This window comes from Paracoccus sanguinis (assembly GCF_012689545.1).
In the GTDB taxonomy this organism is placed as follows: Bacteria; Pseudomonadota; Alphaproteobacteria; order Rhodobacterales; family Rhodobacteraceae; genus Paracoccus; species Paracoccus panacisoli.
The window spans coordinates 500086-512541 of record NZ_CP051542.1 but is presented as its reverse complement, the minus strand read 5'-3'; the positions used below and the strand labels follow the sequence as shown (position 1 = coordinate 512541).

The 12456-nt window shown below is 71.1% G+C and carries 11 protein-coding genes and 1 tRNA gene; 3 read left to right on the top strand and 9 right to left on the bottom strand.

The window, feature by feature from the left end; genetic code table 11:
• Positions 1–176 precede the first annotated feature (176 nt).
• The 3 genes from HGN31_RS02420 to HGN31_RS02410 form a co-directional block, all read right to left on the bottom strand.
• Positions 177–674: a hypothetical protein gene (locus HGN31_RS02420; protein ID WP_168782217.1), complete on the bottom strand. Its 498-nt coding sequence runs from the start codon at positions 672–674 to the stop codon at positions 177–179.
• 80 nt (positions 675–754) lie between these two features.
• Positions 755–1462, bottom strand: coding sequence for a DUF6538 domain-containing protein (locus HGN31_RS02415; protein WP_168782216.1), 708 nt, complete (start codon positions 1460–1462; stop codon positions 755–757).
• A 113-nt stretch (positions 1463–1575) separates the two neighbouring features.
• Positions 1576–1650: transfer RNA gene (locus tag HGN31_RS02410), tRNA-Gln, on the bottom strand.
• A 305-nt stretch (positions 1651–1955) separates the two neighbouring features.
• Here HGN31_RS02410 and HGN31_RS02405 point away from each other — a divergent pair.
• Entirely contained in the window at positions 1956–3161 is a 1206-nt protein-coding gene (locus tag HGN31_RS02405) for a BaiN/RdsA family NAD(P)/FAD-dependent oxidoreductase (RefSeq protein ID WP_168782215.1), read from the top strand.
• Here HGN31_RS02405 and kdsA read toward each other — a convergent pair.
• From kdsA to HGN31_RS02390, 3 genes are read right to left on the bottom strand one after another with little or no spacing between them, the layout of a single operon-like run.
• Positions 3158–4051 (bottom strand): 3-deoxy-8-phosphooctulonate synthase, encoded by an 894-nt coding sequence (gene kdsA, locus HGN31_RS02400; protein ID WP_168782214.1) that lies wholly within the window; start codon positions 4049–4051, stop codon positions 3158–3160. The two genes, HGN31_RS02405 and kdsA, sit on opposite strands and share 4 nt — an antisense overlap.
• Positions 4048–5925: a KpsE/RkpR family capsule polysaccharide export protein gene (locus HGN31_RS02395; protein ID WP_168782213.1), complete on the bottom strand. Its 1878-nt coding sequence runs from the start codon at positions 5923–5925 to the stop codon at positions 4048–4050. The genes kdsA and HGN31_RS02395 overlap by 4 nt, the downstream gene beginning before the upstream one ends.
• On the bottom strand, positions 5909–6562 hold the full coding sequence (locus HGN31_RS02390; RefSeq protein ID WP_036705915.1) for an ABC transporter ATP-binding protein: 654 nt from the start codon (positions 6560–6562) through the stop codon (positions 5909–5911). The genes HGN31_RS02395 and HGN31_RS02390 overlap by 17 nt, the downstream gene beginning before the upstream one ends.
• A 235-nt stretch (positions 6563–6797) precedes the next feature.
• On the opposite strand from HGN31_RS02390, the gene HGN31_RS02385 reads away from it, so the two are divergent.
• Together HGN31_RS02385 and HGN31_RS02380 are read left to right on the top strand one after the other, a co-directional pair.
• Positions 6798–7502 (top strand): uracil-DNA glycosylase family protein, encoded by a 705-nt coding sequence (locus tag HGN31_RS02385; RefSeq protein WP_168782212.1) that lies wholly within the window; start codon positions 6798–6800, stop codon positions 7500–7502.
• The gene (locus tag HGN31_RS02380) at positions 7499–8263 is read left to right on the top strand and encodes an SseB family protein (RefSeq protein ID WP_168782211.1); all 765 of its coding nucleotides are present in this window, start codon (positions 7499–7501) and stop codon (positions 8261–8263) included. Before HGN31_RS02385 ends, HGN31_RS02380 begins: the two co-directional genes overlap by 4 nt.
• A gap of 65 nt (positions 8264–8328) precedes the next feature.
• Here HGN31_RS02380 and HGN31_RS02375 read toward each other — a convergent pair whose 3' ends face one another.
• From HGN31_RS02375 to mrdA, 3 genes are read right to left on the bottom strand one after another with little or no spacing between them, the layout of a single operon-like run.
• A complete protein-coding gene (locus tag HGN31_RS02375) occupies positions 8329–9249 on the bottom strand; it encodes a 2-hydroxyacid dehydrogenase (protein ID WP_168782210.1) in 921 nt (306 codons plus the stop codon).
• A 40-nt stretch (positions 9250–9289) separates the two neighbouring features.
• The gene (rodA, locus tag HGN31_RS02370; protein ID WP_168782209.1) at positions 9290–10432 is read right to left on the bottom strand and encodes a rod shape-determining protein RodA; all 1143 of its coding nucleotides are present in this window, start codon (positions 10430–10432) and stop codon (positions 9290–9292) included.
• 42 nt (positions 10433–10474) lie between these two features.
• Positions 10475–12421 (bottom strand): penicillin-binding protein 2, encoded by a 1947-nt coding sequence (mrdA, locus tag HGN31_RS02365; RefSeq protein ID WP_168782208.1) that lies wholly within the window; start codon positions 12419–12421, stop codon positions 10475–10477.
• Positions 12422–12456 lie beyond the last annotated feature (35 nt).

Here is a 12456-nt window from a genome sequence, read left to right as displayed (position 1 = left end):
GAGGAAAAAGCCCGTGGCAGGTCAGGCACACACCCGACAAGCAGCACGACGAATACTGGAATGGGGAAATCCCCTGGGTATCGCTGAACGATACGGCGGCAATCCGCAGCGGTGACTACATTGACGAAACCGCATTCAGTATCACCCCGGAGGGCATTGTAAATTCATCGGCACGACTACTGCCAGCCGCGGGCGTCCCGCGAGGCGACCTCGCGGAGGTTCGTGAGGTCGAGCCGATCGCTGACCTCGGTCTCCTGCAGCCGCGCGTGTTTGTGGATCTGGCCGAGGAAGCGGAGGTTGCGGTTCACGGTCGCCGGTGACAGACCCTGCGGCATTCCGGCACGGCGGGCGGTCGCGATGATCTGGCCGAGCGTCATCGTCCGCTCGGCGGCGCTTTTGCGATAGAGCGGCGGCAGCTGCGCCATGAGGTCGACGAAGCTGGCAAGGTGCGCCTGGGTGACCTCGCGCACATCGCGGATGCCGGTGGCCTCGATGAAGAGCTTGGCGGTCGCCTCGATTTGGTGGGCAGCGCGGTCGGTCACGCGGTCTCGCGTTTGCTTGCGACCAGCCATGCTGCGCGCGAGGGCGCGGAGATCGAAACCATGAGCGGGCAGGTCCTGGAGGAAAGGTCCCTTCAGGATCTTGCAGTCGGTTCCGTCGGGTTCGGCAGGCAAAGGATCGGAGGAGATCCCTTTCCGCGAAAAAGGACCCTTTAACGGATGCGGCCGGATCCTGGTCCGAGTCCAAACCGGAATCATGGTTGAGGCCACCAGCCGAGGTCCCGACCTGCCCCAACGGCAGAGAACAAGTCTTCGACCGCCGCGGCGGCTAGGTCGGACTCCTGGGTTGCGAGCTTGTCGGTAGCCATCAGCGCCGCGCTCCGCCCCCGCATCCGCAAGCGTCGCGCCTCCCGCAGCATTAGCTCACTCGGCGGCTCGCCCAGAAGCTCGGTCAGCCGCCGCGTCAATTTCGCCATGACGGCCGGCGCCTCCTCGACCTTGCGCTGAAGATCGAGGCAGCGGCCAACATGGTTGATCAGCGGTCCGTCGTAGCCCTCGGCTGCCAGCTGCCGTCGCGCCACGTCGGTCATTTGGGCACCCATGCCACCATCGGCCAACAACCGCAGCGCTAGCCCGTGGGCGATGTCTTCGCGGCGCTCGGTGGCCTCGTCATCCGTCGGCCGCCCCACCCGCGCAGCGCGATAGGCGCCGGCCCGCTCAAGTTCGTCGCGCACCACCCCGTCCAGCAGGGCCTTTGCCTCGGCGCGGGTGAACCGCCGTTCCATCATGTCTTGGAATAACGCGTCCGATCGCAGCGTGACAATGGTGGCGATCCGCCGGGCCGCGCGAGGGTCGGTCGTGCAGAGACTGACCTGCAGCGACCCGGCCCCTGCGGCCGTCGGAACGCGGCGGCGCCAGACATAGGTCGCCTGCCGTCGGGTGACGTGATTGATCAGTCCCAAGGTGCTCTCCTTCAGAGCGCTCCTCGGCGGATGTCTCACACCCATGTACCACAGCCTGATTCTCAGGCCTAAACAGGCACATTATACAACGCGATCAACGGCTTGGATAAAAATGGCTGGGGCGGTAGGATTCGAACCTACGGTACACGGTACCAAAAACCGATGCCTTACCACTTGGCCACGCCCCAGCAGTGCGGGGGTGTTTAGCGGCAGCGGCGGGGGGGTGCAAGGGGCGGGTTGGAAAAACTTCGGCTCTCGAAGCACGTTAATCATTGGCTCGGTTTAGAAAGCTTCTTCGCGCGCCGACAGGGCGGTGTCGGAGCCACTCCTGAACACTGACCATGGCTCTCCCACAGCAACACGTGACCCGCCGCCCTGCCAGCTCGTAACCTTGGCCCTGAGCACCCCTACGACAGCGCCGCCCAGGGACGCCACTACCCCCACCATCCCCCCAAGCTTGCCCCCCCGTCCCCCCGCCTGTATCGCCCCAATGATGGAGTGCGTGGACATCCTCATTCTCGGCGGCGGCGCGGCGGGGTTGTTCTGCGCGGGCAGCCTCGCGGGGCAGGGGCGGCGGGTGCTGGTGCTCGAACACGCCCGCGCGCCGGGCGAGAAGATCCGCATCTCGGGCGGCGGGCGCTGCAACTTCACCAATCTCGCCACCGCGCCCGACCGCTTCCTCTCGGAGACCCCGCGCTTCTGCGCCTCGGCGCTGGCCGGCTACACCCCCGCGGACTTCGTGGCGCTCGTGGACCGGGCGGGCATCGCCTGGCACGAAAAGACCGAAGGCCAGCTCTTCTGCGACGGCAGCGCGAAGCAGATCGTCGAGATGCTGCGCCGGCGGATGGAGGGGGCCGAGCTGCGACTCGGCGTCGCGGTCGAGGGGATCACGGCCGGTACCCCGCACGTCGTCCACACCTCGGCCGGACCGATCCAGGCGCGCCATGTGGTGGTCGCCACCGGCGGCAAGTCGATCCCGAAGATGGGCGCCACGGGCATCGGCTACCGCATCGCCGAGACGACCGGGCACCGCCTCGCCGAAACGCGGCCCGGCCTCGTGCCGCTGACCTTCGGCGCGCATGAGCTGGCGCAGACCGCCCCGCTCGCCGGGCTGTCGGTCGAGGCGGTGGCCGAGACCACCACCGCACCGCGCAAGGGCCAGCGCCCGCCGCGATTCCGCGACCAGCTGCTCTTCACCCACCGCGGGCTGTCGGGGCCGGCGATCCTGCAGATCTCGAGCTTCTGGCGGCCAGGCGAGGTGCTGCGCCTTGACCTCGCGCCGGATCACGACCTCGCGGCGGAGCTGATCGCGGCCAAGCGGCAGGCTGGGCGCAGCCACCCGGCGGCGGTGCTGGGCCGAGTGCTGCCGGCGCGGCTCGCCAGCGCCATCGCCGACGAGATGGGGCTGGGGGCCGCCCGGCTCGCCGATGTCCCCGACCGGGTGCTGGCGACGCTCGCCGCGCGGGTGTCGGCCTGGACGATCAGCCCGGTCGGCTCCGAGGGCTATCGCACCGCCGAGGTCACGCTGGGCGGCGTGGACGGCCGCGACCTCGACGCCCGCACCCTCGAGTCCCGGCGCGTGCCGGGGCTGCATTTCATCGGCGAGGTGGTCGACGTCACCGGCTGGCTCGGCGGCTACAACTTCCAGTGGGCCTGGGCCTCGGCCCACGCCGCCGCCCGCGCCATCCTTGCGGCCTAGACCCGCAGCGGGTCGGCCTTGGCCAGCGCGTCGAACCGCATCAGGCTGGCGATCAGCGCCGGCATCCGGTCGAGCGGGATCATGTTCGGCCCGTCCGACGGCGCCGTGTCGGGCGTCTCGTGCGTCTCGATGAACACCCCGGCGATCCCCAACGACACGGCCGCCCGCGCCATCACCGGCGCAAACTCGCGCTGGCCGCCCGACGAGCCGCCCTGGCCGCCCGGCTGCTGGACCGAGTGTGTTGCGTCCATCACCACCGGCCAGCCGGTCCGCGCCATGATCGGCAGCGACCGCATGTCCGCGACCAGGGTGTTGTAGCCGAAGCTCACCCCCCGCTCGGTCAGCAGGATGCGCTCGTTGCCGGTCGAGGCGACCTTGTCGGCCACGTTGGGCATGTCCCAGGGCGCGAGGAACTGGCCCTTCTTGATGTTGACCACCGCCCCGGTGCGGCCCGCGGCCAGCAGGAGGTCGGTCTGCCGGCTGAGAAAGGCGGGGATCTGGATGATGTCGGCCACCTCGGCCGCCCGGACCGCCTGCTCGGCGTCATGCACGTCGGTCAGCACCGGGCAGCTGAAGGCGTCGCGCACGGCGGCGAGCATCTCCAGCCCCTCGTCGATCCCCACCCCGCGCCGCCCCGACAGCGAGGTACGGTTGGCCTTATCGTAGCTCGCCTTGAAGACGAAGCCCGCCCCGGCGGCGGCGCAGGCCTCGGCCAGCACCCCGGCCAGCCGCAACGCGTGGTCGCGCGTCTCGAGCTGGCAGGGCCCGGCGATCAGCACCAGCGGCAGGTCGTTGCCGAACACCACGTTGCCCGCGGCGACCGTCCGCTGGTTGCCGGCCGCCCCCGCGCCCAGCGTCCCCGGCGCTTCCGAGCCGTTGTCGCGGATCATGTGGACACCTGTTCGCGCAGGATCGAGGCGGTCAGCGACATCATCAGGTAAACTCCGGAAAAGATCAGGAACGCCACGATCGTGTTCTGCAGCGCCTTGGGATAGGTCGCCTCGTCGGGCGGCACCGGGGCCACCGAGAGCGACAGGTAGCGGACCTGCTTGTTGGCCTCGACCCGCGCGCTTTCCATCTGCGTCGCGGCGGCGGCCAGCAGCTGCTGGCGGGTGATGAGGTCGCTTTCCGCGATCCTCAGCTCGCCCGAGATCGAGGCGAGCGACGCCCGGTCGCCCTGGTTCACGGTCAACTGCGAGCGGGTCTCTGCGATCATCGTCTCAAGCCGGCCGATGTCGCCGCGCACGCCCTGCACCCGGCTCTGGTTCGGGCGCGGGTTGGCCTCGAGCTGGCCGAGTTCCAGCTGCTTCTTCGACAGCTCGCTCTCAAGGCTGGCGATGCGGCTCATCACCGCCCCGCTCTCGGCCATCGGGTCGAGCACGCCGAGCTTTTCCTGCAGCTGCTGGACGCGGTTCTGCGCGTCCAGAACCTTCTGCTCGGAATCCTCGTAGCGCTCGATCGCGCCCTTCATCTGGTCGTCGCGCAGCCGCGCGGTCATCTGGTCCACCTGCCCCTCGGCATAGCGGATCAGCGCCACGCTGAAGTCATGCGAGAGCGTCGGGTCGGGGGCGATGACGTTGAGGTTGATGACCCCCTCGGTCGGGTCGTAGCCGATCTTCACCGAGTCCTTGTAGACGCCGTAGGCCTGTTCCTGCGTGGCGTCGGCGGGCAGGCGCTTGAGCGGGTCGATGGCCGGGTCCTGGAAGGCGCGGGTGAAGCCCAGCTCCTCGTCCAGCCGCTGCATGGCGGCGCGCGAGCTGAGATAGGCCTGCACCGACACGCTGTCGGGGTTGGTGGCCAGCTGGGTGCCCGAGAACAGCCCGCCGAGTTCGCTGCCGCCGCCCGAGTCGGCCTGCTGGATCAGGAACTGCGAGTGCGTCTCGTAAAGCGGCGTCGCCTGGGTGAAGTAGTACCAGCCCGCGATCATCGTCGGCAGTCCGACGAAGAACGCCAGCCGCGCCATCAGCATCATCAGGTTGCGGCGGCGGCGGCGCGCGATGTCGCGCTGGATGCGGAAGATCTCGGCCGCGCGGCGCTCTTCGGTCAGCATCTCGCGCGAGGGCAGGCCGGGTGCGTTGGGCGGCCCGGGCAGGGCGGGGGGCGCGGCCTTGGCCAGATCGCGGCGCCGGGCGCGGGTCGGCAGCGCCGGGTCGGGCAAGCGCACCGGCGCCTGCGGCGACGGCGCGGCCTGCGCCTCGGTCCCGGCATCGGCGAGGATGCGGCCCACGGCGCCGCGGTTGAACGGATCGATCCCGCGGTCGCGCAGGCGCAGCACCGCCTCGACGTCGGTGGCGACCTCGATCCCGTGCATGGCGGCGATGCGGCGGGCGATGCGAAGCTGCCGGCCGGTCAGGTTCTCGGCCCGGATCGCGGCGAGCCGCTCGGCCTCGGTGGCGGGCGCGGCCGGGGTGGCCGGGGCGGCGGGGTCGGCGGATGCGGGTGCGCCCGGCGCAGGGGTGGCCTCGGGCTTGGGGGCGGCGCCCGGGAAGCGAGTGTCGCCGAAGCCGTCGTCGTTCTCGCCCGCGAACAGCCGGTCGATCCCGCCGGGCTGGGCCGCGCCGGGCAGGGGCAGGTTCGCCGCCGCCTCGGCCCCCGACCGCGCGCCGCGCTGCAGCTCGACCCGGATCGCCGCGCGGGGCGGCGTGCCCGCGGGCGGCTGGCTGGGTGCCGGGGCCGGGGCCGGGGCTGCGCTGCCGCGCACCGCAGCAACCGGGGATTCCGCGGCGCTCAGGTGAAACCGGCGGACCTTAGGCGGTGTAGTCATAATACTGCTTGGCCTCGTCGAGCGTGTCGAACATGAACAGACGTCCGTCGCGCAACACCGCCGCGCGCCGGGCAAACTTTTCCAGCGTCGCGGCCTGGTGCGACACCACCACCACCGTCGCCGTCTTGAGCCGCTCGAGCAGGACCGTCCCCGCCTTGCGGTTGAACTCGACATCCGTGGTCGAGGGCATCCCCTCGTCGATCAGGTAGATGTCGAGGTCGAGCGCCAGCAGCAGCGCGAAGGTCAGCCGCGAGCGCATCCCCGAGCTGTAGACCCCCACCGGGCGGTCGAAATACTCGTCGATGTCGCAGAGCCAGCGACAGAAGGCCGAGACGTAATCCGGGTCGAGCCCGTAGATCCGGGCGATGTAACGGGCGTTCTCATTGGCCGACAGGCGGTTGATGATCCCGCCGGTGAAGCCCAGCGGGAACGACACCCGGCAATTGGCGCGGATCCGGCCCTCGTCGGGTTTCTCCAGCCCGCACATCATGTTGATGATGGTCGTCTTGCCGGTGCCGTTGGCGGCGAGGATGCCGAGCGACTCGCCCAGGTTCACCCGGAACGAGGCCCGGTCGAGGATCACCTTGCGCTGGGTGCCGGTCCAGAAGGACTTCGAGACATTGTCGAATTCCAGCATGAGGCGGCGGGTCCTGGGCTCGGCGGGGTGGGGAACGGCGGGGTGGGGACGGCGGGAACGGCCGGCACGCGACCGGCCGGGGCAGACAGGGGCGGGTGAGCGGGCCGCACCGCGGATGAGACTGCGGCCCGTGCCCGCCTAGATAGTCCCGCAGGGCCGTTCTGTCCATCTGGGCACAGCGGATCGTGAAAATGCTGCCTGTAATTCCCCCGATGGGCGCCTATCTGTGGACCCCATGCCCAGACCCGATCCCTCCCCCGACGCGGCCGATCCAGCCGCCGCACCGCCCGCGGCTGAACCCTCCCCCGACCGCGCCGCGGCCGAGCCGCCGGTCGCGGCCGAGCTGCGCGCCTGCCGCCTCTGCGCCGACCGGTTTGCCGCCACCGCCACGGCGCACGCGCCTCGCCCGGTGGTGTGGTTCGCGCGCGGCGCCCGGGTGCTCGTCGCCAGCCAGGCGCCGGGGATGCGGGTGCATCTCTCGGGGCGGCCCTTCACCGATGCCTCGGGGCAGCGGCTCAGGGCGTGGATGGGGGTGGACGAGGCGACCTTCTATGACCGCACCCGCGTGGCCATCGTGCCGATGGGGTTCTGCTTTCCGGGCTATGACGCCGCGGGCGCCGACCTGCCGCCGCCGCGGCTCTGCGCCGAGACGTGGCGGGCGCGGGTGCTGACCGACATCGCCCCCGAGGTGACGCTGCTCATCGGCGGCCACGCGATCCGCTGGCATCTCGGGCTGCGCGACGTGACCGCGGCGGTGGCCGGCTGGCGGGACCATGCGCCGCGGGTCTGGCCCTTGCCTCACCCGTCGTGGCGGAATACCGGGTGGCTGAAGCGCAACCCGTGGTTCGCGGCCGAGTTGCTGCCGGCGCTGCAAGAGACGCTGGCCCGGACGCTGGACCCAGGACCCGCCCAGACGATGCCGGGAGAGACGACCCGATGACCGACGCCACCCCTCTCGACCGCCTGTCGGCCCGCGTGCCGTTCCACGATGCGGACCCGGCGCAGCGGGCGCTGGTCCTGCGCCAGCTGGCCGATACCGAGCTTTACGTGGCCCTCGCCCGCGACCCCGCCGGGCACCGGGCCGAGCTGCGGATGTTCGACCTGCCCGGTGGGCCGGTGGCGCTCGCCTGCGACGACGCGGCGGCGCTGGCGGGGTTCCTCGGCGGTCCGGTCGCGCATCTGGCGCTGCCGGGGCGGGTGCTCGCGGCCGAGCTTGCGGCGGCGGGGCAGGGGTTGCTGGTCAATCCGGGACGGGCGTCCGAGATGCTGCTCGACGCGGCGGCGCTGGGCTGGCTGGTCGGCGCGCTGGCGGGCGCGCCCGAGGCGGCCGAGGCCGCCCCGTTGCGCCTGACGCCGCCCGCCCCCGAGGCGCTGGCCGTGCTGGCTGAACCGCTGGCCGGGCGGCTTGGCGACATGGCGGGGATGATCGCGGGGGCCGCGCTGGTGGGAGCGGTCTGGCCGGACGGGCGGACCGGCCACCTGCTCGCGGTAGCGGGCGCGGCCGAGGCGGATCGCCCGGCCATCGCGAAGGCGCTGGCCGAACTCGCGGCGTTCCTGCCCGAGATTTCAGGCGGGCTGGACGTGACCTTCGAGACGCTGGCCCTGCCGCAGGGCGCGGTGACGATCGAGCCCGCGGCGCCCGCGCCTGCGCCCGCGCCGCCTCGGCGCGACCCCGACGCCCCGCCGCGGCTGCGCTGGTAAAGGGCGGCGCTGCCCCCCGTCCCTGCAGGACTCCCCCCCGGGATATTTGTGCAGACGAGACGCGGTCAGTAGCCGCGGCTGCGGTCCACCTGATAGAGCAGCGGGCGGCCGTCCATCGCCCGGCGCAGGTTCTCGGCCACCACGCGCGCGGCGGTGGCGGGCCGGGTTTCGGCGGCGATGTGCGGGGTCACGGTGATCCCGGGGTGGGCCCAGAAGGGATGCGCGGCGGGCAGCGGCTCGGTGCGGAACACGTCGAGCACCGCATGGCCGAGCCGGCCCGCATCGAGCGCGGCGATCAGCGCCTCCTCGACCACCAGCGTGCCGCGGCCGGGGTTGATCAGCACCGCGCCCTGCGGCAGAAGCGACAGCCTGTCCGCATCCAGCAGGTCGCGGGTCTCGGGCGTGTCGGGCAGCAGCGTCACGAGGATCTCGGCCCGCCCCAGCGCCTCGTCGAGGCGGGGCCCGGGCAGCACCTCAAGCCCCTCGACCGGCCGCCCCGAGGCCGACCAGCCGGTGACCCGGAACCCGAGCGCCGCCAGCGCCCGGCCCACCGCGGCGCCGAGTTCGCCCATTCCCAGCACCACCACCGACCGCTCGGCGGCGAGCGGCGGCACGGTGTCGTTGCGCCAGATGCCGTCCTGCGCATAGCGGTCCATGCCCAGATGGGCGCGCAGCACCCAGCCCGCGCAATACTCCACCATCCCCTGCGCCAGCCCCGGATCGACCATCCGGCAGAGCGGCTGGGTCAGGGTCGGGTTCGGGGCGATCCGCTCGACGCCGGCCCAGAGGCTCTGGACCAGCCGCGCGCGAGTGAAGGGGCGAAAGTCCATCGCCGTGCCGTCCTCGGGGTAGCCGGGGGCATAGATCACCGCGTCGAAGCCGGCCGGGTCGCCCTCGCGCGCGAGGTCGAGCTCTGGGCAGGCGGCGGTCAGCGCCGGGGCCCAGTCGCTCCACATGGCGGAACGGGCGGCGAAGAAGGCACGCATCAGCGGGTGCCTCTGGGCGCTTCACATGGCGGAACGGGCATCAGCGCGGCCGGTTGACGTGGGCGGACTGGACGATGCCGAACGCCATCAGCAGGATCATCAGCTGCGTGCCCCCATAGCTCACCATCGGCAGCGGCACCCCCACCACCGGCATCAGCCCCATCACCATGCTCATGTTGACGGCGAAATACAGAAAGAACGTGCCGCCGATCCCGAGCGTGACCATGCTGCCGAAGCGGTCGCGGTTGGTCAGCGCCGAGTAGAGGCAGAAGCCGATCACCAGCGCGTAGAGCGTCAGCAGGCTGATCGTGCCGACGAAGCCGAACTCTTCGGCGAGCGTGGTGAAGATGAAGTCGGTGTGCTTTTCGGGCAGGAAGTTCAGCCGCGACTGCGTGCCCTGCATGAAGCCGCGCCCCGACCAGCCGCCCGACCCCAGCGCGATCTGCGCCTGGGTGATGTTGTAGCCCGCCCCCAGCGGGTCGCTGGTCGGGTCGAGGAAGGTGTCCACCCGCCGGTACTGGTAGTCGTGCAAGAGCTGCCAGCTTGTCCCGCGGCTTTCGAGCACGGCCGCCACCAGCCCGCCCACCGCGCCGATCACGACGGCGAAGTACCACAGGCTCACCCCGGCCACGAACATCATGATCCCGCCCCCCGCGACCAGCATCACCGAGGTGCCGAGGTCGGGCTGCACCAGCACCAGCGCCGTGGGGGTCAGGATCAGCACCACCGGGATCAGCACCCAGAGCGGACGCGAGACCTTCGAGAGGTCGAGCCAGTCGTAATAGGCGGCCAGCACCAGGACGAGGGCGATCTTGGTGATCTCGGAGGGTTGCAGCTTGACCGGCCCGACGTCGAGCCAGCGCTGCGCCCCCATGGCGTTGTGCCCGAACACGTCCACCGCGAAGAGCAGCAGGACGCAGGCCACATAGGCCACGACCGAGATCGAGCGCCAGAACCAGATCGGCGTGAAGGCGAGCGCGATCATGGCGATCATGCCGACGACGAAGCGCTCGATCTGCGGCTCGGCCCAGACCTCGGCCCGCCCGCCCGAGACCGAATAGAGCATCAGGAACCCGGCCGAGGCCACCGCCGTCAGCAAAAACACGAGCGGCCAGTTCAGATACAGGATCTTGCGCCAGCCGGTGGGCGTCTGGTCGGACTTGTAGTCGAGATAGCTGCTCATGTCCTTAGCCTCATGCCGCGCTCGCGCCCGCTCATGCCCCGTTCATGCCCGCGCCCGGCCGGTCGCCTGCGCCACCGGCGCGGGCATCAGGCGCAGGCGGGCGCGCATCTCCTCGATGGCGCCGCGCTGGCCGGGGGGATAGGCCTCGAGCGGCGGCATCCCGCCGGCCAGCGCGAACAGCAGGATGTCGCGCGCGACCGGCGCGGCCACGGCCGAGCCGCCGCCGCCATGCTCGACCACCACCGCCACGGCATAGCGGGGTGCCTCGACCGGGGCGTAGCAGACGAAAAGCGCGTGGTCGCGGCGGATCCACGGCAGCTGGTCGTTCGAGATGACGCCGCGGGCGCGCTCGGCGGCGGTGATGTTGCGCACCTGGCTGGTGCCGGTCTTGCCGGCCATCCGCCACTCGGGCGCGACGATCCGCGACTTGGCCGCGGTGCCCCGGTCGCCGTTCATCACCGCGTCCATCCCGGCCCGCGCGATCTTGAGGCTGCTCTCGCCGAGCCCCAGGTCCGCGAACGGCGTCACCGGCACCGCCACCCCGTCCACCGCCCGGACGAGCCGCGGCATCACCTCGCGCCCCGTCGCCACCCGCGCGGTCATCACCGCCAACTGCAGGGGCGAGGCGAGCACATAGCCCTGCCCGATCGAGGCGTTGAGGCTGTCGCCGATCTGCCAGTCCTGATTGTGGCGGGCCTTCTTCCAGGCGCGGTCGGGGGCGATCCCCTCGGCGATGGCCGACATCGGCAGGTCGGGGCGCACCCCGATCCCCAGCCGCCGCGCCATCTCGGCGATGCGGTCGATGCCGATCTTCTGCGCCAGCTCGTAATAAAAGACGTCGCAGGACCGCTCGAGGCTCTGGACCGGGCCGACCGAGCCGTGGCCCCCCCGGCTCCAGCAATGGAAGCGGCGGCCGGCGACGGTGGTGTAGCCCGGGCAGTAGAAATGCGAGTTGGCGTTGATCAGCCCCGATTCCAGCCCGGCCAGCAGCGTGACCATCTTGAAGGTCGAGCCGGGCGGATAGACCCCCTGCACCGTCTTATCGGCGAGCGGGCGGTGGTCGTGCTCCATCAGCGCCTTGTAGTCGCCGCTCGAGATGCCGCGCACGAAGAGGTTCGGGTCGAAGCTGGGCGAGGACGCGCTGGCCAGCATGTCCCCCGTCTCGACATCCAGCACCACGGCGGCGGCGGATTCCTCGCCCAGCCGCTGCATGGCGAAGTTCTGCAGCGCTGCGTCGAGGGTCATCTGGACCGTCTCGCCCTGCTGGCCCTCGATCCGTTCCAGCTCGCGCATCTCGCGCCCGGCGCTGTTCACCTCGACCTTGCGGGTGCCGGCCTTGCCGCGCAGCTCGGTCTCGAGCTTGGCCTCGACGCCGAGCTTGCCAAGCTGGAACTCGGGCAGCATCAGCACCGGGTCGGGGTTCTCCATCTTCGAGAGGTCGAAGTCCGAGACCGGGCCGACGTAGCCCAGCACATGGGCGAAGTCGCCGCCGCGCGGATAGCTGCGCGACAGGCCGGATTCGGGCGAGACGCCGGGCAGCGCCGGGGCGTTGACGGCGATGGACGAGAACTGGTCCCAGCTCAGCCGGTCGGCGATCACGATGGGGGTGATGGCACTGCGGCGGTTGATCTCGGCCAGAAGCGCCGCCACGGCGGTGTCGGTCATCGGGATCAGGTGGCGCAGCCGGGCGATCACCAGCGAGGGGTCGCCGGCCTCCTCGCGCGTGATGGTGGCGCGGTAGTTGGCCTCGTTGCCGGCCAGCAGCACGCCGTTGCGGTCGTGGATCAGCCCGCGGGCCGGGGGCAGCAGCCGCAGTTTGATCGAGTTGCCGTCCGAGAGCAGCCGGAACTCGTCGGCGCGGTCGAGCTGCATGGTCTTGAGCCGCCAGCCGAGGGTGGCCACCACCGCCGCCTGGATCGCGCCCAGCATCAGCCCGCGCCGGGTGATCTGGCGGGAGCTGTCGACGATCTCGCGGGCGGATTTCTTCATCGGATCAGGTCATTCGCGGGTCAGGCAGGGCGGCG

Bases quoted from the DNA above. Each gene is read 5' to 3' on its own strand.
- mrdA (WP_168782208.1), bottom strand. From the start codon at position 12,421: ATGAAGAAATCCGCCCGCGAGATCGTCGACAGCTCCCGCCAGATCACC.
- HGN31_RS02385 (WP_168782212.1), top strand. From the start codon at position 6,798: ATGCCCAGACCCGATCCCTCCCCCGACGCGGCCGATCCAGCCGCCGCA.
- HGN31_RS02405 (WP_168782215.1), top strand. From the start codon at position 1,956: ATGGAGTGCGTGGACATCCTCATTCTCGGCGGCGGCGCGGCGGGGTTG.
- HGN31_RS02395 (WP_168782213.1), bottom strand. From the start codon at position 5,925: ATGACTACACCGCCTAAGGTCCGCCGGTTTCACCTGAGCGCCGCGGAA.
- HGN31_RS02380 (WP_168782211.1), top strand. From the start codon at position 7,499: ATGACCGACGCCACCCCTCTCGACCGCCTGTCGGCCCGCGTGCCGTTC.
- kdsA (WP_168782214.1), bottom strand. From the start codon at position 4,051: ATGATCCGCGACAACGGCTCGGAAGCGCCGGGGACGCTGGGCGCGGGG.
- rodA (WP_168782209.1), bottom strand. From the start codon at position 10,432: ATGAGCAGCTATCTCGACTACAAGTCCGACCAGACGCCCACCGGCTGG.
- HGN31_RS02375 (WP_168782210.1), bottom strand. From the start codon at position 9,249: ATGCGTGCCTTCTTCGCCGCCCGTTCCGCCATGTGGAGCGACTGGGCC.
- HGN31_RS02390 (WP_036705915.1), bottom strand. From the start codon at position 6,562: ATGCTGGAATTCGACAATGTCTCGAAGTCCTTCTGGACCGGCACCCAG.